At 61.1% G+C, this 19739-nt stretch carries 18 protein-coding genes and 1 pseudogene; 5 read left to right on the top strand and 14 right to left on the bottom strand.

What is annotated here, in order from left to right; all coding sequences use genetic code 11:
• Positions 1–14: 14 nt before the first annotated feature.
• Positions 15–374: pseudogene (locus tag N7E70_RS05480) on the top strand (integrase core domain-containing protein); the annotation flags it as partial.
• Between the two features lie 249 nt (positions 375–623).
• Here N7E70_RS05480 and N7E70_RS05475 read toward each other — a convergent pair.
• The 6 genes from N7E70_RS05475 to N7E70_RS05450 all read right to left on the bottom strand — a co-directional run bounded on the left by N7E70_RS05475 (position 624) and on the right by N7E70_RS05450 (position 6033).
• Complete coding sequence (locus N7E70_RS05475; RefSeq protein ID WP_067956337.1) at positions 624–1085, bottom strand: SRPBCC family protein; 462 nt, start codon at positions 1083–1085, stop codon at positions 624–626.
• Positions 1086–1357: 272 nt separating this feature from the next.
• Positions 1358–2362: a 2-hydroxyacid dehydrogenase gene (locus N7E70_RS05470; RefSeq protein WP_246765165.1), complete on the bottom strand. Its 1005-nt coding sequence runs from the start codon at positions 2360–2362 to the stop codon at positions 1358–1360.
• Positions 2363–2449: 87 nt separating this feature from the next.
• Entirely contained in the window at positions 2450–3673 is a 1224-nt protein-coding gene (locus tag N7E70_RS05465) for a TRAP transporter large permease (RefSeq protein ID WP_246670922.1), read from the bottom strand.
• A gap of 64 nt (positions 3674–3737) precedes the next feature.
• Positions 3738–4214, bottom strand: coding sequence for a TRAP transporter small permease (locus N7E70_RS05460; RefSeq protein WP_067956331.1), 477 nt, complete (start codon positions 4212–4214; stop codon positions 3738–3740).
• 35 nt (positions 4215–4249) lie between these two features.
• Positions 4250–5056, bottom strand: coding sequence for a maleate cis-trans isomerase family protein (locus tag N7E70_RS05455; RefSeq protein ID WP_246787022.1), 807 nt, complete (start codon positions 5054–5056; stop codon positions 4250–4252).
• Positions 5053–6033: a TRAP transporter substrate-binding protein gene (locus N7E70_RS05450; protein ID WP_185910263.1), complete on the bottom strand. Its 981-nt coding sequence runs from the start codon at positions 6031–6033 to the stop codon at positions 5053–5055. Before N7E70_RS05450 ends, N7E70_RS05455 begins: the two co-directional genes overlap by 4 nt.
• Positions 6034–6309: 276 nt before the next feature.
• Here N7E70_RS05450 and N7E70_RS05445 point away from each other — a divergent pair, with 276 nt between their 5' ends.
• A complete protein-coding gene (locus N7E70_RS05445; protein ID WP_067956329.1) occupies positions 6310–7254 on the top strand; it encodes a LysR family transcriptional regulator in 945 nt (314 codons plus the stop codon).
• Between the two features lie 91 nt (positions 7255–7345).
• Here the strand turns inward: N7E70_RS05445 and N7E70_RS05440 are convergent, their stop codons facing one another.
• The 4 genes from N7E70_RS05440 to dctP form a co-directional block, all read right to left on the bottom strand.
• The gene (locus N7E70_RS05440) at positions 7346–8614 is read right to left on the bottom strand and encodes an ArgE/DapE family deacylase (protein WP_269441445.1); all 1269 of its coding nucleotides are present in this window, start codon (positions 8612–8614) and stop codon (positions 7346–7348) included.
• 74 nt (positions 8615–8688) lie between these two features.
• Positions 8689–10002, bottom strand: a complete 1314-nt coding sequence (locus N7E70_RS05435) for a TRAP transporter large permease (RefSeq protein ID WP_154387369.1) — start codon at positions 10000–10002, stop codon at positions 8689–8691.
• Positions 10003–10007: 5 nt separating this feature from the next.
• Positions 10008–10523: a TRAP transporter small permease gene (locus tag N7E70_RS05430; RefSeq protein WP_067956325.1), complete on the bottom strand. Its 516-nt coding sequence runs from the start codon at positions 10521–10523 to the stop codon at positions 10008–10010.
• A gap of 202 nt (positions 10524–10725) precedes the next feature.
• Entirely contained in the window at positions 10726–11811 is a 1086-nt protein-coding gene (dctP, locus tag N7E70_RS05425) for a TRAP transporter substrate-binding protein DctP (protein ID WP_263005752.1), read from the bottom strand.
• 181 nt (positions 11812–11992) lie between these two features.
• On the opposite strand from dctP, the gene N7E70_RS05420 reads away from it, so the two are divergent.
• From N7E70_RS05420 to N7E70_RS05410, 3 genes are read left to right on the top strand one after another with little or no spacing between them, the layout of a single operon-like run.
• Positions 11993–12862: an FAD binding domain-containing protein gene (locus N7E70_RS05420; RefSeq protein WP_192313386.1), complete on the top strand. Its 870-nt coding sequence runs from the start codon at positions 11993–11995 to the stop codon at positions 12860–12862.
• The gene (locus N7E70_RS05415; RefSeq protein WP_067956321.1) at positions 12859–13347 is read left to right on the top strand and encodes a (2Fe-2S)-binding protein; all 489 of its coding nucleotides are present in this window, start codon (positions 12859–12861) and stop codon (positions 13345–13347) included. The genes N7E70_RS05420 and N7E70_RS05415 overlap by 4 nt, the downstream gene beginning before the upstream one ends.
• A 1-nt stretch (position 13348) precedes the next feature.
• Positions 13349–15691 (top strand): xanthine dehydrogenase family protein molybdopterin-binding subunit, encoded by a 2343-nt coding sequence (locus tag N7E70_RS05410; RefSeq protein ID WP_263005751.1) that lies wholly within the window; start codon positions 13349–13351, stop codon positions 15689–15691.
• A 90-nt stretch (positions 15692–15781) separates the two neighbouring features.
• Here N7E70_RS05410 and N7E70_RS05405 read toward each other — a convergent pair whose 3' ends face one another.
• The 4 genes from N7E70_RS05405 to N7E70_RS05390 form a co-directional block, all read right to left on the bottom strand.
• On the bottom strand, positions 15782–17260 hold the full coding sequence (locus N7E70_RS05405) for a pyridoxal-phosphate dependent enzyme (protein ID WP_263005750.1): 1479 nt from the start codon (positions 17258–17260) through the stop codon (positions 15782–15784).
• Between the two features lie 9 nt (positions 17261–17269).
• Positions 17270–18478 (bottom strand): diaminopropionate ammonia-lyase, encoded by a 1209-nt coding sequence (locus N7E70_RS05400; RefSeq protein WP_263005749.1) that lies wholly within the window; start codon positions 18476–18478, stop codon positions 17270–17272.
• Between the two features lie 125 nt (positions 18479–18603).
• Positions 18604–19287: a GntR family transcriptional regulator gene (locus N7E70_RS05395; RefSeq protein WP_208993679.1), complete on the bottom strand. Its 684-nt coding sequence runs from the start codon at positions 19285–19287 to the stop codon at positions 18604–18606.
• 87 nt (positions 19288–19374) lie between these two features.
• Positions 19375–19707 (bottom strand): cupin domain-containing protein, encoded by a 333-nt coding sequence (locus tag N7E70_RS05390; RefSeq protein WP_067956317.1) that lies wholly within the window; start codon positions 19705–19707, stop codon positions 19375–19377.
• Positions 19708–19739 lie beyond the last annotated feature (32 nt).

Below are 19739 nucleotides of genomic sequence, written 5' to 3'. Positions count from 1 at the left end.
TCCGCAGGTGCTACGGCATCCAGTTCACCAATCGGACCTGCGATCAGCACGCCCCTCAGCACGTCTTCGATGACATTTGCGACAAGCATGGCATCAAGCACCGGCTCACAAAGATCAACCATCCTTGGACCAATGGCCAGGTCGAGCGGATGAACCGAACCATCAAGGAGGCAACCGTCAAGCGCTTCCATTATGACGACCACGATCAACTGCGTCGCCACCTCGCCGACTTCATCTCAGCCTACACCTTCGCGCGCAGGCTCAAGACCCACAAGGGCCTCACACCCTATGAGTTCATCTGCAAAATCTGGGAAAAGGAGCCAAAACGGTTTCCGGTTAATCCAACCCATCAAATGCCGGGACTAAACACTTAGCTGCTGCGCAAAGCCTATCAGCAGGGCCGGAGTGAGTTCGACGTCCGCTGGCGCACTGGCCGACAAAAAAGGTTCCATCCACCAGCCTCTTCAGGGCCAACACGGCATCCATGCTCGTTCGCGGCACCGCTGCTCAGAAGGAAGAACGAAGGGATAAGCCGGAAGACGCCCTTCGGTGCTGCCCATAACCCTCCGAGCAAGCGCTGCGCGGGCGGATCGCCATGCAATCTTAGTAGGGAGCTACCTGAACTAAGTTGCTGCTGCGCCCGACACCAACTTGTTGAATGTCGAGAAGAACTCCGCCGCTAGCTTCTTCGATGTGGAGACGATCAGCCGGCTGCCCAATTGTGCTACCTTGCCGCCGACGTCAGCGCTTGCCTTGTAGGTCAGCAGCGTCACGCCTGGACCATCTTCGGTCAACGTGACGTCCGCACCGCCTTTGGCAAAACCCGCGATACCGCCCTTACCTTCACCGGAGATCGTGTAGAACTTCGGTGCATCGATGTTGGACAGCGTCACCTCGCCGGCGAAGCTCGCCTTGATAGGCCCGATCTTCAGTACGACTGTCGCCTTCATGCGATCGTCTGATGTCTTCTCCAGCGCTTCGCAGCCAGGAATCGATGCCTTCAGCATCTCGGGATCGTTGAGGCCTCGCCACACCGTGGCTATCGGTGCGGGAATGCGCTCTTCGCCTTCAATAATGAGGGACATGTCGGCTCCTTTTCGATGATTTGGATAGAGACGGCAACAGACGGTCACCGCACCTCGCCGAAGGAATGTATGCAATACAAATCACATTGTCTACAACATAAATGAGAATGCCTACATGCAGTGAAAGCAGCAGCGTCGCCTCTAGTGCGGCCAACCTGCTTCCGAGACCGTATCAAGGGCACTGGCGTCATCCCATTTCGCCAAGACGGCGCGAGACGTCCTCTCCCATTTGCCCTCGCTCTCGTGTGGTCCGCTTGACCGCATATCGCTAACTAGTAGCCTCTGGCTGGCTTCGTGAGATGCAGCGGCTTGCTCCCTGCCGCCACGCGGCGGATGCTTTCGGCCACATCGCGCGCGGCCGCCTCCGGCACAGTGATACTCGCCAGGTGCGGCGTAACCAGAACATTCTCCATCGCCCAGAACGGGTGATGCTTCGGAAGCGGCTCGGTCCAGAATACATCGAGCGTAGCACCACCAATCTGCCCGGACTGGAGAGCAGCGACCAGAGCCGGCTCATCGACAACCAAACCGCGCGAGGCATTGATGAACTTAGCGCCTCTTGGCAAGGCGTCGAAAGCGGCCTTGCCGATCAGATGGCGGGTCGAGCCGGTAAGGGGCAACATGTTGACCAGAATTTCGACCTCGGCCAGGAATGAAGCCATCTCTGCGCCGGAGTAGCAGGTAACCCCTGATATCTGTTTCTCTGCCTGATCCCAGCCTCTCACGTCGAAGCCCGCGTCAGCCAGCGCGGAAGCGACAGCGGCACCGAGATGCCCAAGCCCGAGCACGCCAACCTTGATGCGGTGTAAGGCCCGTGGGTGAATGTAGCGCCATTCGCCGAGGCGCTTTGCGGTTTCGAACTCATGAAAATCGCGGGCGTAACGGATAACAGAAAACAGCACATAGCTTCGCATGAGCGCCATCATGCCCGAATCCGAAAGCCGCGAGATCGGCACATCGGGCAGGTCTGAGCGCTCGGCAAGGGAGTCGATGCCAGCGCCGAGATTGATGACGAGCGACAGGTTGTTGAATGGCTCGAAGAACCCGGGAAACGGTTGCCAAGCCAGAACAGTGCGGATTTCGTCTGGGTTGCCGACATCCGGATAGATGCGGAAATCCAGCGACGGTAGCTCGGCTTTGAGGACTCGCGCCCATTCCACCGGGTCGTCGAACTCCGAATAGAACAGAAGCGCGCCCAAGTCCTGCCCCGCTTTGGAATCGGTCGATTGGACGATTGTAGATGCGGACATGAGTTCACCAGTCTTTGCTGATGCCAAGGCTCACGTTCCCGCAAGCGGGCACGGCAGCCTGGCGTTTCGAGGAGAGGAGCACCCGCCGGACCCGCCGGCGGGTGGAGACTTGCGCTACATCACCAGGTTGGGAAGCCAGGTAGCGATCGAGGGGACAAAGATCAGCAGCAGGAGGAACAGGAACATCGCGATCAAGAAGGGCGTGTTTGCCCTGAACGTCGCGATGACGTCTTCCTTGCCAATGCGGGCCGCCACGATCAGCGCCAAGGCAACTGGTGGTGTCACTTGTCCAAGCACCACCGTAACCACCATCAGAACACCGAAATGCACGAGGTCGATGTCGAGAGCCATCAGCGAAGGCAACAGGATAGGCATGATCATGGGTATCAGCGGATCGAGGACCATACCCGCGATGAGTGCCAGCAACAGCATGAGCATGATCTGCGGAACGGTCGATTCAAACGGGAACAGCGTCTGCATCAGGTCGGCCAGAGCGACGGGTACCCTCGCCTCTGACAGAGCCCAGCCGAGCGCCACCGAAAAGCCCACGACCAGCATGACTTCACCCGTGAGCACCGTCGCCTCCACCAGGACAGTGCGCAGGTCCCTGAACGTCAAAGTCTTGTAGACGGCCATGGACAAGAGCAGGGCATAGGCGACAGCGAACGCACCGGCTTCCGATGGCGTCAGGATACCGAACACCAACCCGCCGAGGATCAGTCCGGGAAGTCCCATTGGCAAAAGGGCGCGCTTGCCCGTTCGCATCACTTCGTGCCAGGCAAAGCACTGCATCGGCTTCCAGTCATTCTTGCGGGCAAGGATGGCCACGGTCAGCATCAGCGTTCCTGCTAGCACGAGGCCCGGCACCAGACCGGCAAGGAACAGTGCCCCCAAGGAAGTCCCCGTCACGGCGGAATAGAGGATCATCGGCGAGCTGGGCGGGACCAGGATTCCAATGCCCGATGAGGTCGCCGAAAGCGCGGCCGCGAATGGACCCGGATAGCCGTTCTTCTTCATCTTCGGGATGATCACGGACGCGCTGCCTGCCAGATCGGCGACCGAGGTTCCGATCATGCCTCCGAACATCACGCTCACTGCAATGTCGACATGGGCTAGGCCGCCACGCATCCAACCAAAAATCGCCGCGGCGAGGTCGAATAGCCTGTCGGCGATGCCGCTGGCATTCATTATGCCACCGGCCAGGATGAACAGCGGCAATGTAATCAACACGTAGTCGCTGATGCCCGACAGAACTTGCTGGGGCAAGGAAAGCTCCCAGCCACCACTCACCATCAGGAAGACGATAACGGAGGATGCGAGCGCGACGATGATGGGCATGCCCATCAGCGCCAAGACGCAAAGCGTTAATATCACTGCGAGTGCAAGGAAAAGCATGACAAGGTCACTTCCGTTTGAATAGGGGGACCAGAAGGGTCGTGGCCAGTCCGAGCAGCGCGAAGAACAGCCCCGCGATCACGATACCCTTCGGCAGGCGCAGCACCGGCGAAGCATCGCTTCCGAAGATCATGAGGTACTGCCAGGCCAGCCACGCACAGTAGAACATGGCTGCCGAACCCAGAACCGCGCAGAAGCCGGCAACCAAGCGCAAGCGACCTGTCGACAGCCGACCGGTGACGATGTCGCAGCAGATCAGGGACTGCCGCATGCCGGCCATCATGATGCCCAGGGCGGTCAGCCAGACCATCAGGTTGATGGCGATTTCCTCTGCCCAGGGCAGCGGTGTCGAGAGCGCGTATCGACTGAAAGCATTGAGAAACACCAGAGACGCCAGTCCAGCCATCACCAGCATGGCGAGCGTTTCGAGCATCCAGTTCAAGGCCGCGACAAGCTTGTTCCGAAACGCCGGCAACTCGTCCATCTCTCCATGGTCCAATTGTGCAGGAGCAACTGGGGTCATGCAGCACCTGATGCTTTCGGGGAGGCCATCCGGCGGGCGAACAACGATCCGTATCCCGGCTTTGCACCGTTGACGTCGAGCACCTCGAGGCAATGCCAGAACGACGCCTGCACGGCCGACACGACCGGTTTGCCCAGGGCTGTCTCCAGTGCCTCGATAGCTCCCGCCGAGCGGAAGTTGGTGCAACTGATGAACACGGCGGTCGCGTCGGGATGATCGGTCTCGCGCACGAGATCGTAGATCTGTTCCAACGGAACCTCGGCCAACGCCTGGTCCTTATCGATGCCTAGGTTGCGGCTGCTCACGACCTTGTGGCCGTTTTCTTCGAGGAAGCGGATGGCACGCGCGTGGACGCCATCCACGTATGGCGTGACCAGGGCCACCTTTCCGGCCCTCACCGCTGCCAGCGCGGCGAGCGTCGCGGTAGAGGCAGTTGTGATCTTCGGCCCAGGAGCCCAGGCGGCCAGCTTCCTGCTGAGCGCGACGTCATAGGCCGTTCCATGGAGGAAGGATGCGCTGGTTCCGCCAAAACATAAAACATCGATCGGCGCCGAACCGAGGAGGCGCGCGGCCTCCTCGAGCTGTGGTGCGTTCATCATCTCCTGGATGCCCTCGACGGTCACTTTGGGGAGCTTGATGCGCGCGGTGTGGACAGCGACACCTTCGGCTGCCATTGCCCACATTTCAGCTTCCATGACCACGCTCGAGGCCATGAAGATCAGGCCGATCCGCGCCTTGTAGCCGTCACCATCGTAACGGAACGCCGGGCGGGGATCGTTCGGTTTCACGCTTCCAACGCTCACTTCGTCATCTCCAGCGCCTTGGCCATGAATTCAGGAGTTACGACCGAAGCCAGCTTCTCAGCGATCGGTGCCGCGGCTGCGGCGAAGGCTGCAGCGTCGACCATGTTGACCTCGACTCCGGCCGCCTTAAACTCGTCGATGAGTTTGGCGTCACTCTCGTCCGATTGCACGCGGGTCGCCTCGCCTGCCTTCTTGGCAGCCTGCTTCAGCTTGGCCTGCAATTCCGGCGTCAGCGCATCCCAGGCCCGCCCGTTCATCGTCAGGGTGATCGGCGTGTAGACATGGTTGGTGATCGAAACGTACTTCTGCACTTCGAACAGCGAAAACTCCTTGATGACCGACATCGGATTTTCCTGTCCGTCGAGCGCGCCCTGGCGCAAGGCGACGTAGGCTTCACCGAGCGGCATGGGCGTCGGCGCGGCGCCGAGCGTCTGGAAAGCGAGGATGCGTCCCTGATTGCTGGGGGTTCGCAGCTTCAGCCCCCGCAGGTCTTCCGGCTTGTTGATCGGACGAACGTTGTTGCTGATCACCCGGAAGCCGAGTTCACCGTAGCCGATGACTTGAAGGCCCGTGGTTTCGCGCAGCGACGTCGCGAGCATTTCCCCAAGCTCGCCATCCATCGCGGCTCGCGCCTTGGATTTGTCGGGAAACATGAAGGGCATGTCGAAGACGGCGAACTTGCTGTCGAGCGACACGATGTCGGATCCCATGGAAACGATCTCAACCTGGCCGGCCCGGATCAACTCGGCGAGTGCTCCTTCGTCGCCAAGCGCGCCGCCCTCGAAGTAGTCCATGGCAACGTCGTCGCCGGCCAGCACCTTGAGCTCATCGCGGAACGTCCCGAGCATGACGTTGGTGGGGTCGCGGCCCGTCGTTTCCACCGCCAGGCGCAGCTTCGTCTGCGCGCTGGCGGCCAAGCCGGATCCCAATACGACGGCAATCGCTGCTGCAGCGACGACGCTCAATTTCCTTATCATGTGTCTTTCTCCCATTTGTTGTTTGGACACCGCGAAGCCCCCGCAAGACAGCGGACGGATTCGCGGCGATTCCCGCGAAAAACGCTCAGCGTTTGTCAGCTTCTAATTCGTCGCCCCCGTTCCCTTGAGGGGCGATGCGAATGCATCCCGTCGTTTGGCCCCTGCGGCTGCCTCTGCGAGCAGTCCGCCTTGGCGCGACCTTTCTGACGACGACTTGAACATGCTCGGTCGATTAGAGATAATACTTTTAATCGGCCAACAAGATAGGTTTTCCCTATGCACTTCTCGTTGCGCAATCTGGGCTACATCGTCGCCACTGCCGAACTCGGTAGTGTCACGGATGCTGCCAAGGGGCTGAACGTGTCGCAGCCGACGATTTCCGCCGCAATCGCCCACGCGGAGGCTGAGCTCGGTGCCCAGATATTCGTGCGCCATCACGCCCGCGGCATGACGCTCACAGTCGCCGGACGGAAGCTGGTCAGCGAGGCTCGGCTGTTGCTTAGCCATGCGCGCGACTTTCAGCGCAGCATGCAATCGCTGGCCGATGGCGAAGCCGGTGAAATCACCATCGGCTCGTTCATGACCCTGGCTACCCGCTTCATGCCGGCACTGCTCAGTGGCTTCTCCCAGCGCCTCCCGGGGATCGCCGTCAACCTCGAGGAAGGCAACCAGCAGGACATTGTCGACGGCCTGCTTTCGGGTCGGCTGGAGCTCGCGCTTTCCTACGCCTACGCCCTGCCCGACGAGGTGTTGGGCGAGCGTTTGGCGGAGCTGCCACCCTATCTGCTGGTGGCGGGCGACCATCCGCTGGCCGGGCGTGAAAGCGTAAGCCTCAAGGAACTGGCCGCCGAGCCGTTCATCCTGCTCGATCTGCCGCATTCGCGCGAGTATTTCTTCAACCTGTTCCTGACATGCAAGGTCGAGCCGCGCGTTGTCTACCGCTCGCGATCCTACGAATTGATCAGAGGCCTGGTCGGTCACGGCCACGGCTTCACCATCCACAATGCCGTGCCCGGCACGACGATCGGCTATGACGGTTCGAAGATCGCGGTCGTGCCGATCCGCGAGACGCTGCCGCCCGTCCATGTGATGAGCCTGCGCCTTCGCCGGCAGACGATGCGTCCGGCCGTGAAGGCCTTCGCCGAATATCTGCGCGAGGCATTTTCGCCGGGCGGAATCTTTCGCCAGCCCACCCCCGCAACGCGGGCAAAAGGTCGCTGATGACGCGACACCGCCAACCGAGGGACTGGCTGATCCCATTGCGGGATCAGCTATCCATTGAAGCCCGCAAATCGGCGCGGGCACGGGGGCGTCAGTCGCGCGCGCCACACCAGTCGTAGATACAGAGCGCCATCACCTTGATGGCGGTCAGGTAGTCTTCGATCGAGACATACTCGTCATTGGCATGCATGACCGCTGTCGAGCCGGGCCCGAAGATCACCGTCGGCGTCTCGCCATAGCTGTTGAGGAAGCGGGTATCGGCAGCCCCCTGGCGTCCGCTGATTTCAGGCTTGCGACCGGTCAACTCGGTGAAGTTCCTCGACACCAGGTCGACGATGGCGTGATCTCTCGGGATTTCCGAGGCTTCGGCGTCATAGCCGACGAAACGCACGACCGGCGGGTGCTCGCGCATCCACTCATCTTCCGCCGCTACCTTGGCGATCTTGTCGACGAGGCTCTGCTTGACACCTTCATGATCCTCGCCCGGTACGGTTCCGATGCTGCCTTTGAGCACCGCACTCGCCGGGAAGGCGCTCGGATAATTGCCCGCCTGGAAGCTGCCGATGATGCAAGGCAACGAGTCGATCGCGCTGGGATAGAGCGGATGCTTGACGGTCGCGACGCGATGATCTTCGAGGTCCTGAACTGCCTTGACGATCTTGTTGCCGAGGTCGATGGCACTGATGCCGAGATAGCGTTGCTGGATGCCCGCCGGCTTGCCCTGCACGTCGATCTGAAACCAGATGCGGCCAATACATGCAGGCTGAACCGCGAGGTCACTCGTCTCGCCTGAAATGCCGGCGTCAGCCTTGTAGCCTCGGATAACGGTATCGAGCGTGCCGTGACCGCTGACCTCCTCGTCGATGACGACGTTGATGTAGACGTCACCCTTGAGTTCGACACCCGCCTCCTTCAGGAATTCGACGGCGAGGATATGGCTCGCTACGCCGCTTTTCATATCGCAGGAGCCGCGACCATAGATGCGGCCATCCTTGATCGACGCCGACCACGGATTGTCGCTCCAGCCTTCGCCATTTCCGACAGGGATAACGTCGGTGTGGCCGTTGAGCAGCAACGAACGGCCACCACCACTGCCCTTCCGCGTGCCAACGATGTTGGGGCGGCCTTCATAGCCCCGATCGACAGGCCGATAGCCGGGGTGTTTCTTCAGCTCTTCCCAGTTGGTCTCCCACATGTCGACATCGAGGCCGATGCCGTTCATGTAGTCGGCGACGAACGCCTGGATAGCGGCCTCGTCACCGGTCACGCTCGGGATCGCAACCATTTTCTGGAGGAACTGGACGGCTTTGTCACGGTTCTTGTCGATCGTGTCCAGGATGGCCTGTCGTTGACTGGTCAATTTCAACTCCAATAATGTCGGTTGTGGCAAAAAAGGGGGAGCCGCACGCCGCAGAGGCGCCGCGCGGCAAGCGGTCATTTCATCTGATTGGGGAGCCAGAGAACGAGGTCGGGCATCGCGATCATCAGTCCCATCAGGATCATGTTGATGATGATGAATGGAATTGCGGCCCGGTAGATGTCGCCCATTGTCGTGTTTCGCGGCGCAATCCCCTTCATGACGAAGAGCGACAGGCCAAAGGGCGGGGTGATCGTCGCCATCTCCAGATTGACCATCATGATGATGCCGAACCAGATCGGGTCCCATCCCATCTGATGGACGATCGGCAGAAAGATCGGGATGGTCACCAGGACGATCGAAGTCTGCTCGATGAACATGCCGAGGAACATCACGATCAGTTGCATCATGATAAGCAACAGCAGCGGATGCACGGGCATGTCGCCGGCAAGATTGGTGATGGCGCTCGTAGCACCGGAGAAGCTCAGGAGCTGGCTGAACGCGGCTGAGCCCGTAAGGATGATCAGAATCATCACCGAAAGCTGCATCGCCGAGCTGACGCCCTTAACAAGCACCTGCCAGTTCAGCTTCCTGTAAATCATCGCCAGGACAAAGGTGAGGAAGGTGCCGATTGCCGCCGCTTCCGTCGGCGTCGCGGTTCCGAAGAAGATCAGGCCGATGATCATGAAGACAATGCAGATTGGCGGCACCAGGTAGAGGGCTGCATCGTTGAGACGCTGGGTGATCGGCACGCGCGTCACCTGGTAGGACGGGGCGACCTCCGGCTGCAGCGTTGCCCTGATGACGATGTATCCGATGCACAGGACGGCGAGCAGGATGCCCGGCACGATGATGCCGATCAGGATCTTGGCTACGGAGAAGCCGCCGAGGCTTGCCAGGATGATAGCAAGCGTGCTGGGCGGGATGAGGATCGCCAGCCCGCCGCTGGCCAGGATCGGACCGATCGACATCGACTTGGCGTAGCCACGTCGCTCCATCTCGGGCGTCAGTGTCGAACCAAGCATCGCCACCGAGCCCATGGCCATGCCCGTCAGCGTGCCGAGCAGCGCCCCGGCGGCGATGGCCAAGACCGAAAGGCGGCCCGCTACGAAGCCGAGCCATTGGTCGAGAACCTCGATCATCCGCTGAGCAATGCCTGAATGGAACATGATCGAGCCCATCAGGATGAACATGGGAACGGGCACGAGCACAAAAGTAGAGATGGAGCTATCAATGCTCAATATAAGCTGGTTGAAGCCCGAGACGCCGCCCCAGAGGTAGAAGACGCCGGCAAGGTTAACGAGCAGGAAGGCGATTGCGACCGGCAGGCCGATGACCATCAGCACGCCTAGACCGGCAAAGAACAGCAGAAGAAATTGCCACCAAATCATGGCGATCAGGCCTCCAGACGCGGGGTATCGGAAAACACGGCTTCGCCTCGGTAGAAGCGGGCAGCGCGCCTGAGGAACTCGACGCCGAGAAGGAAACAGCCGATGGGAATGACGATGAGATTGACCGCACGCGGGATCTCCAGTTCGGCCGCGACGACGATGCCACGTTGCAGCGACAGTATGACGGCCTTGGTCGCGAAGTAGGTGATGACGAAGCACACGGCACTGCCGATCAGCGAACTCACGAACATCACGACCCGCTGGGTGGTGGGGCGCAGATTGCTGGTGACGATGTCGACCGCAACATGGCCATCTCGGCGCAGCACCCAGGCTGCGCCAAGGAAGGTGATGTAAACCATCATCGTGCCGCTGATCTGGTCGATGCCGAGGATGCCATGATTGAACAACGCCCTGAGCACCACCTTAAGAACGGTAGCGAGCATCATCAGGACCAATAGCGCGCTGGCAATGAAGCCGAACAGATTGAGTATGAAATCGAGTGAGCGTTCAAGCTTGCCCATAACCTTGTCCTGATTGCCTTTCTCGTACCGGCTCGGTTGCCGGCGCCTCGTCGCAGACGAGGGCTTGTTAGCGGGTCCAGACGATGGCGCCTGAAGATAGCGCCTGGAAATGGTGCCCGGCCAGCACAGCCGTGCGAACTGATTCGCCGCAGGCAAGGTGAACGCAGTTCCGCGGGATTGTCGCGGAGCTGCGTGTTATGCGTTACTTCTGGCGTTCCAGAAGCTTTTCCGCCTCAGCGAATTCCTCCGCAGGCATCACACCTTGGAGGTAGGTCCAAAGCGATTCCTGGGCCAGGTGGGTCCAGGCTTCCTTCTTGTCGGCGGGAAGCTCGAGCTGCGTCATGCCGCCTTCCTTCATCTTGGCGAGCTGCTCGGTCTGCTTCTCGGCGAACCAGCCGCGCGTCCATTCCTGGGTGCCAGCCACGGCCTTAAGCACAACCTCCTGGTTCTCGGGCGATAGGCTGTTCCACTTGTCGAGGTTCATGTCGAGGCCGACACCACTGCGATACATGGGCTGCTCAATGAGATACTTACTGACGCTCTGCCAACCGTAATTTGCGAACCCGTCGGCGATCGGCCATGTGAAGCCGTTGACAGTGCCCCGATCCATGGCAAGAAAGATCTCTGATGGCGGCAGCGTGATGGATTCAGCTTTGGCCGACTGAACGAAGTAGCGGGTCAGCGGCGGCACGCGCAGCTTCATGCCGGCAAGATCGTCGAGCCCAGCGATCTCTTTCTGCGCAATCAAGAAGTGCGAGCCAACACCGGGATCACCGGCCGCGTGGCCGAGATAGCGGACGCCGTGGTTGCCGTACATCTTGACCATGAAGTCATAGAGGTCGCTGCCGGGCCCCTTGTCGGCCACCTGGAATTTCGACAGCTCGGTGACATAGCCGCCGGGAACGATGCCAGCCCAATAATTGGGTGCGCCATACCAGATGTCGAATACGCCGTTTACGAGCGCTTCAGGCTGGTCGAAAGGCGGCAGGACATCTTCCGCCCCCATGTATTGAACGACAATCTTGCCGCCGGACAGCTCATTGACGAGATCCTTGAACTTGTGGCCAACGGCTGCGTAAGGCGACACTTCTGGTGCCCAAGCGCCGACCATCTTCAAGGTGACAGTTTCATTGGCGTGCGCGGCGGTTCCGCCGAGCAGCGCAAAACCAAGGGCTGCTACGCTCCCCCAGTTCGGCGCATAGCTTCGCATTGCAGACATTGTGTTCCCTCCCTTGGCAGCTCGCGCTCGACGCTGGCTGCGCTGAACTCGTCGACCTTCGCCGCCCACAGGTTTCCTCCCAGTCGGCGATGACTCAGCATAATGCGGAATCCTCATAGTTGTCTACAATCTTTTTTTCATTGCATACAACTGAGGCCTCGCTTAGTTTGCTGACAGGCGGCCGAGACCGTATTGATGGGTTCGGGTGGAGACTCCGTCAGGATTCTCCCCCTTTGTTAAGAGGGAACTGATGAGGCCAGCGTCATTCGAGTATCACCGCGCGACCTCACTCGAGCACGCGCTCGAGTTGCTGGGCGAATTCGGCGAGAACGGTCGGCCGATCGCCGGTGGCCAAAGCCTTGTGCCGATGATGAATTTCCGGTTGGCGCGGCCTGGCCATCTTGTCGACATCAATCGCCTGCCGCTCGATGCGATCGAAATCGTCGGGCCCGTCCTGCGGATAGGCGCGTTGACCCGGCACATTGCCTATTTCGACGATCCCTGGATCGCGCGGCACTTTCCCGCCTTTCTCGACGCAGTCCACTACATCGGCCATCCGACGATCCGGCGAAACGGTTCGATCGGTGGCAGCATTTCCCATGCCGACCCAACCGCCGAGCTGCCGGCCGTCTCGGTGCTCTACGATGCCGATATCGTCGCTCGCTCGGTCACGGGCGAGCGACGCATCAAGGCACAGGAGTTCTTCCTGAGCGCCTATGTGACCGCGCTCGAACCGGGTGAAATGGTGGTAGCGGTAGAGTTTCCGATTCCGCCGGCGTCATCGACCGGCAGTTTCATCGAACTGGGCGAACGCAGCGGCGACTTCGCAACGGCATCGATCGGAATCTCGCTGGAGCATGGCGGCGGCAAGGTCGTTCGGGCAGCCATGGTCTGCTGTGGCGCGGACCTGTTCCCCATGCGGGCGCCGGACGTGGAAGACTTCCTCGTCGGCAAGTCCCTCGCAGATCCGCCCGCTGCCGAGGCTGGTCGCATCTTCGCCGCCTCGATCGACCCGGTCGACGACCACATTGCCTCAGCAGACTATCGCCGTGGCCTGATCGCCGAACTCACGCACCGCGCCATCGAGGCGGCCTGCACCAGAGCGCTGGACAAATCATGATCGACATAACCCTGGAAGTGAACGGAAAAACCAAGACGCTGAGCGTCGAACCCAGACGCCTGCTTGCGGATGTCCTGCGCCAGGAATTCGGCCTGTCAGGCGTCCATATTGGCTGTGCCCACGGTGCCTGCGGCTGCTGCACAGTGCATCTCGACGGGACACCGCGGCTTTCGTGCCTCACCTTCGCCGCTCAGTGCGACGGCTCAGCGATCCGGACCGTCGAGAGCATTGGCGGGCCGACAGCGGAACACGCGCTTCAGCAGGCTTTCCGCAGCGAGCACGGCCTGCAATGTGGCTACTGTACCCCTGGGTTCATCATGACGCTGGTGCCGTTCGTCGAAGAGATGGTCGAGCAGAAGCGCCTGCCCGGCGATGAAGAGATCCGCGAAGCCATGAGCGGCAACATCTGCCGCTGCACCGGGTATCACGGCATCGTCGCGGCCGTCCGCAAGGCGGTCAATCTGGGCCTTGGCGGAGGAATGTGAAATGATGGCTGATCGTCCCAAACATATCGGCGCCCGCGTCCAGCGCTTCGAGGATACACGCCTGCTGTCCGGCTCGGCGCGCTACGTCGACGACATCCGCTTGCCCGACATGCTCCACCTCTCATTCGTTCGCGCAGACACGGCACATGCCAACATCGTCGAGATAGATACCTCGGCGCTGGCCGATCTCGACTATGCGACCTGGGTGTTTACCGGCAAGGATACCGCCGGGCTGTCGATGAAGGCGCACCAGGACTATCCCGAAATGCAGTATTCCGAGCAGCCCCTGCTGGCTGAGCGCAAGGTGCGTTTCGTCGGCGAACCGGTCGCCGTGGTCCTGGCCGAGGATGCCTACAAGGCCGAGGATGCAGCCGAACTCGTCTTCGTCGATTACCAGACCCTGCCCGTCATAGGCACCATGGCACAGGCGCAAGACCCCTCGCTTCCGCCGCTGTTCGACGGCTGGGCCGGCAACATCATCGTCCAACGGCAGATGAAGGGCGGCGATCTCGAAGCGGCAAGGGCCGCGGCCGCCCACATCATCAAGCGCACCTACAGCACCCAGCGCCAGGCTGGCGTGCCGATGGAATGCCGGGGCGTCGTCGCCAGCTACGACCATGCCGACCGCGTGCTCACAGTCTGGTCGTCAACCCAGATGCCGCACCTGGTACGCACCTACATCTCCGAGGAACTGGACCTGCCGGAATCTCGTATCCGTGTCGTCGCGCCCGATGTTGGCGGTGGCTTCGGGGTCAAGGGCCAGGTGTTCGGCGACGAGGTCCTGGTCGCCTGGCTCGCCATGAAGACCGGACGTCCGGTCAAATGGATCGAAGACCGCCGCGAACACCTGATTGCAAGCATCCATGCCCGCGACCATCAACACACACTTGAGGCATATGTCTCGGTCGATGGCCGGCTGCTCGGCCTCAAGGCGGATATCACTGTAGACAACGGCGCCTATTCGACCTTTCCGTTCACCTCTGCGGGCGAACCCGGTATGGTCGGCAAGGTCCTGCCTGGCCCTTATGACTTCCAGGCCTACGAGGCGACATTCCGCGCGGTCGCGACCAACAAATGCGCGATCGGCACCTATCGCGGCGTCGCACGCCCCTCGGCGGTGTTCTCCCAGGAGCGCCTGATGGACGACATCGCCAAGGAACTGGGCATGGACCCATTTGCCTTCCGGCTAAAAAACATCATCCGGCAGTTTCCCTACAAGAACGTGCTTGGCTTCAGCTACGACGAAGGCTCCTACGCGCAATCGCTCGAGCAGATGCAGGCGCTGTTGGCCGAGGACGTGACCGAAGCTGCGACGTCGCGCGGTTCCAGCACCAAGCGCGTGGGCGTCGGCATCGCCTGCTTCATCGAGCAGACGGCGCATGGCACGCCCGATTTCACCCGGCGCCGCGTGCCGATCGAGACCGGCTATATCGCTGCCCGGGTCGAGATGTCGCCAGACGGCGAGGTCACGATCGACCTCGGACTGCAAAACCATGGTCAGGGTCTCGAAACGACGATGGCCCAGGTTGCCGCCGATGCGCTCGGGGTGAACCCGGAGAACGTCTATGTCCGCCACGGCGACACGTTGACCACGCCCTATTCCGTAGGCACCTGGGGTAGCCGCGGTGGGGCTCTGGGTGGCGGTGCCGTCCATCTTGCCTCGCTCAAGCTCGCCGCCAAGCTGAAAGCCATCGCCGCCCACCTGCTTCAGGCCAAGCCGGATGAGATCGAACTGTCAAACGGCAATGCCTATGTCCGCGATGCCGAACAACGTTTCATTGCCATCCGCAAGCTCGCGCGGGCAGCGCTGCGCAACGTCGATCAGCTTCCCGAGGGCTTGCAGCCGGGTCTTGAAGCCGAGCAACGCCAGGATGGCCCCAGGGACGGCACCTATTCGAATGCGGTGCATGCCGCCGTTGTCGAAATCGACATCGCGACCGGCAAGATGAAGTTGCGGCGGTTTGTCGTGGTCGAGGACTGCGGCACCATCCTCAACCCGCTGGTGGTTGACGGCCAGGTACGTGGCGGCGTTGTCCAGGGCATCGGCTCGGCCATGTTCGAGCATTTCATTTACGATGCCGAATGCCAGCCCCTGACCACCAGCTTTGCCGACTACCTGATGCCGCTGGCGCCTGAAATCCCCAACATCGAGGTTCATCATATCGAGACCCCTACCCCGCTGACACCGCTGGGTGCCAAGGGCCTGGGAGAAGGCGGAGCGATTGGCCCTGCGGCGGCCATCGCCAATGCGGTGGCCAATGCGCTGGACGTCGGCGTCTCTTCGACACCGCTGAACACCAATGCGATATGGAAGCTCTCGCAGCATCTTCGCGGGGGCGCCTGAGGCCGCCGCCCTGCCAAAGTAGAGGCCAACAAAAAGGCCGGCGGAGCAATCCGCCGGCCTTTTCCGCTTCACTCAGCTTCGACCGCAGCCTCAGGCAGCTGCGGCGTTGAACTCAGCGATGAGCCCGTCCCACACCGGAACCATGGCCATCAGGCCGTCCCAGAAAGACTGTTTTCGCCGGCGAGAAAAATCTTCGAGCGACACGCCCTGCTGTTCCACCCAGGTGTAGTAGCCGAGATTGAAGATGCGCTCGCGATCAAGCCGCGTCAGCTCGAGCATTGCATCGGTCCGCACGCCCGCCAAATGCTCGCCGAACACTTCCGCTGCCGACAGCGCATCGAACACGCCTCCGAACGAAGCATCCAGGACCTTGCCGAGCTGGGATTCGTACATCGCAGCACCATCGGTGGCGACCGTCAGGACGACGTCTTCGGGACCAAGATCCAGATATCTGGCCAGCTTGATTGCCGCCACGATGTTGGCGATCGATGACAGGCCAAGATGGGTGAAGCTGCCGATCGTCTCGTCCGACAGACCTTTGTGATTGCGCAGATACGCACGCCCTGCCGGATGGTTGAAAAGCAGGTTGAGGCTATCGGGAGAACGCTCGGATACCCCGATGACATAGTCCGTATTGAAGACATTGTGGATCAGCGGCACATGTTTGTCGCCGATGCCCTGGATGTTGTGCTCGCCATAGCCATTGTTGAGCAGCGTTGGGCACTCGGTGGCTTCCACGGCAGCGATCTGACAGCCCAGGCGTTCCTTGAGATGGTCACCTGCTGCAAGCGTACCGGAGGAGCCGGACGCGGCGACGAACGCCCGCGCCCTGAGCTTGCCGTTTGTATTGACGGCGTTGAAGACCCGCTCCAGCGCCAGTCCGGTCACCGCGCGGTGCGCGATGTAGTTCCCATATTCGCTGAACTGGTTGAGGATGACGTTGCGCGCATCCTTTGCCAGTTCGTGGCAGGCGTCGTAGATTTCCTTGAGGTTGCTTTCGCTGCCTGGCGTACGCAGGATGTCGCGCGGGTCGGCGGTCCATTTTTCCAACCAGCGGAACCGCTCGGGGCTCATTCCTTCCGGCAGCACGGCAACACTGCGCGCCCCAAGGATCGTCGATATCGCAACCCCGCCGCGGCAATAATTGCCTGTCGATGGCCACACCGCGCGCTGGTTGTCGAGATCGAATTGTCCGGTGACCAACCGAGGCACCAGACAGCCATATGCCGCCAGCACCTTGTGTGCCGCAATCATCGGAAAGCGATCGCCGACCGCAACGACGATCCTGGCGCGCACGCCCGTCAGTGCTTCAGGCAATATGATATGGCACGGTGTTTCAGTCTGTCCGCTCCGGTCAGGCCCATTGTGCCAGTGAACGCGAAAGAGGTTGAGCGGGTCGGCGGCATCCGGTTCGATACCGGCCAGTGCAGCGAGAGCCGTCGGGTCGATGGTCTCCGGCCGCGCCAGTTCGGATAGTTTCGGCAGCTTGACGCCAGCTTGCCTGAAACGGGCAGCAGCCCGGCCGCGCACATCGGCGTCAACAACATCAGTTGCAAACAGATCGCTCATCGACGTCCCTCACAAGGCCGCAGCATGGGCGTGAAATGCCGGTGTCGCCGCCCCATGCAGAAGCGCTTCATAGAGCTCCGGATCTGTTGCACCTTCGGTGCCGATCAAAAGGATATGCGAGCCGGCGTCGAGACCGAGCGTGGCACGCATCGATGGGTCGCCAGCAGCGGCGATCAGTCCTGCAAGGCCTGCAACGCCGGATTCGCCAATGCGTAGCGCTGGGTCGTTGGCGACGGGACGGGCAAGCTTTCTCAACGCATCGACGGCCGCGCCATCACCGACATCGAGGTAATAGTCGGCACTCTTTTCGAGAATTTCCCAGGCTGTCAGCGACGGCTCATAACATTCGAGCATCGCCATCACGGTGGCGTCACCGGCTTCGATCGACATCCGCTTGCCGGCGGCGGCACTCATCTGCAGGCAGGCCGCCTTGTCGGGCTCGACGACGATGAGTTTCGGGCGCGACGCCCCGTCCCGGTCCAGAAAATATCCGGCAACGACCGCTGCAAGACCACCGACGCCCCCCTGAATGAAGACGTGCGTGTAAGGCTGCCTTGCCTGGGCGGAGATCTCGCCCAGCATCAAGGTGTAACCCTGCATGACCATGCCGGGGATTTCGGTGTAGCCCTCCCAGGCAAAATCGGAGACCGTCGTCCAGCCTTCGCGGTTCGCCGTTTCGCTCGCTTCTGCGACGGACTGGTCATAATTGCCATCGGTCCGCCGGATCTCGGCTCCAAAGCCTGCAATGGCCTTTTCGCGCCCGACGGAAACCCCGCTGTGCAGGAAGATTACGCACCGGCAGCCGAACATCTGGGCGCCGGCCGCAACGGAGCGGCCATGGTTGCCATCGGTGGCGCAACACACGGTGAGGTCGGCTGCGACCTGCTTGACCGCTTCGGAGAGCAACTCGGCCGGTTCGACATCACGACCGAGAACCCGCGCTGCATGGTCACGAACCAGGCGGGCGACGGCATAGGCGCCGCCGAGCGCCTTGAAGCTGTACAGGCCATAGCGGTGGCCTTCGTCCTTGAGATCGACAGATGCGATGCCCAGGGTCGCAGCGAGACCAGGAAGGCTCTCCAGCGGTGTCGGCGCATAGATGGGAAAGGCGGGAAGAAATTCACGGACGATCGCGGGAGCGCCAACGCCAGCAATCGCAGCTTCCGTTGCGCTGAGGGGCATGTTCCGCTTGGCGGAGCGATTCTCGACTAACTTCATTGCGAACCTCATTTGCTCTGCCGGGCACATCTGGCGCCGGACCTTTGGGCAATGCTCTCCAGGAGCCAGCGCGCGCGTCTCCGCGCGCCGCAAGCGACGTCGTCGTCCAACCGGTTTGGCCGGGTCTATTCTAGATTTTCGGTCTCAAGTGCGAGCAGCACATCGGCAGCCGCGCCTGCCAGCAGATCGACGTGCTGGCGCATCAGGCTGTGTGCCAGTTCTTCGTCGCCCGCCACGATCGCATCGACGATACCCCGATGCTCGATGACGGACTTCGCCATCTTGCGCGGCGTCGTGATGTGACGCCGATAGACATTGAGCCGGTTGCGCAGCTTGCGGCTCTCGACCTGCAGGAAGACGTTGCGCGAACCGCGGAAGATCGTGTCATGGAAGAGGTTGTTGGCTTCATAGAAGCCATCGTGGTCTTCCTTTTCGGCTCTCGCTGCGCACTCGTCGTGCCATTTGCGCATTTCGGTGAGCTCGTCGCGCGTCATCCGGCGGGCGGAAAGACGGGCCGAAAGCCCCTCATACTCCGCCATGATCTGGAACATCTCGATCAGCTCGGCGGTGGTAAGCCGCTTGACCGTCGCACCCTGGTTCTTGCGGATGTCGACGAGGCCGCTTGAGGCGAGATGTCGAAGCGCTTCCCGCACCGGGGTGCGCGAAACCTCAAAGCGGCGTGCAAGCGACTGCTCGTCCAGCCGGTCGCCCGGCTTCAGCACGCTGTTGAGAATGTCATCTTCAAGAAGGCGGATCAGGTTATCCGCAGACAGCCTGGTTTCCCTCTCGTCATCCATGACTTCGCTCACCGTTTACTCCCAGACCTGCCGCATCTGACGTTAGATGCATCCTTGGCGGACGCGATGCAAGCTTTCCGCCACCGATCCCGCTCAGGCTTACTGCTGAATTGTGATGACCAGGTATTCCGCCTGCTCATCCGCCTCATTGACCGTGTAGTGCGGGTCGCCCGGCTCGAACAGGACGGACTCGCCCGGCTTGAGCGTGAAACGTTCCTTGCCCGTGTCGAAGGTCATCTCGCCCTTCACCATGTAGAACGCCTGCGCCCAGTCGTCGTGATGATGAAGATCGCCGCCGCCACCCTTCGGAGCTTTCGAAAGCTGGATGCAGAAATTGTTGCCTTTGAAGGGCACGATGTCGAGCACATTGAGGCCACCAAAGTGATTGGGCGGGGTGATGCCCGTGGCCGCAGAGTTCTTCCATATGTTCATGCTGTCTCTCCAGATATCTTCGTGAACAACGG

The organism is Aminobacter sp. NyZ550, assembly GCF_025628925.2.
Classification (GTDB): domain Bacteria; phylum Pseudomonadota; class Alphaproteobacteria; order Rhizobiales; family Rhizobiaceae; genus Aminobacter; species Aminobacter ciceronei.
This window is presented reverse-complemented; position numbering and strand designations above follow the sequence as displayed.

Coding starts and splice junctions, on each gene's coding strand:
- N7E70_RS05475 (WP_067956337.1), bottom strand. CDS start 1,085: ATGTCCCTCATTATTGAAGGCGAAGAGCGCATTCCCGCACCGATAGCC.
- N7E70_RS05465 (WP_246670922.1), bottom strand. CDS start 3,673: ATGCCCATCATCGTCGCGCTCGCATCCTCCGTTATCGTCTTCCTGATG.
- N7E70_RS05460 (WP_067956331.1), bottom strand. CDS start 4,214: ATGGACGAGTTGCCGGCGTTTCGGAACAAGCTTGTCGCGGCCTTGAAC.
- N7E70_RS05450 (WP_185910263.1), bottom strand. CDS start 6,033: ATGATAAGGAAATTGAGCGTCGTCGCTGCAGCAGCGATTGCCGTCGTA.
- N7E70_RS05445 (WP_067956329.1), top strand. CDS start 6,310: ATGCACTTCTCGTTGCGCAATCTGGGCTACATCGTCGCCACTGCCGAA.
- N7E70_RS05435 (WP_154387369.1), bottom strand. CDS start 10,002: ATGATTTGGTGGCAATTTCTTCTGCTGTTCTTTGCCGGTCTAGGCGTG.
- N7E70_RS05430 (WP_067956325.1), bottom strand. CDS start 10,523: ATGGGCAAGCTTGAACGCTCACTCGATTTCATACTCAATCTGTTCGGC.
- N7E70_RS05420 (WP_192313386.1), top strand. CDS start 11,993: ATGAGGCCAGCGTCATTCGAGTATCACCGCGCGACCTCACTCGAGCAC.
- N7E70_RS05415 (WP_067956321.1), top strand. CDS start 12,859: ATGATCGACATAACCCTGGAAGTGAACGGAAAAACCAAGACGCTGAGC.
- N7E70_RS05410 (WP_263005751.1), top strand. CDS start 13,349: ATGATGGCTGATCGTCCCAAACATATCGGCGCCCGCGTCCAGCGCTTC.
- N7E70_RS05405 (WP_263005750.1), bottom strand. CDS start 17,260: ATGAGCGATCTGTTTGCAACTGATGTTGTTGACGCCGATGTGCGCGGC.
- N7E70_RS05400 (WP_263005749.1), bottom strand. CDS start 18,478: ATGAAGTTAGTCGAGAATCGCTCCGCCAAGCGGAACATGCCCCTCAGC.
- N7E70_RS05390 (WP_067956317.1), bottom strand. CDS start 19,707: ATGAACATATGGAAGAACTCTGCGGCCACGGGCATCACCCCGCCCAAT.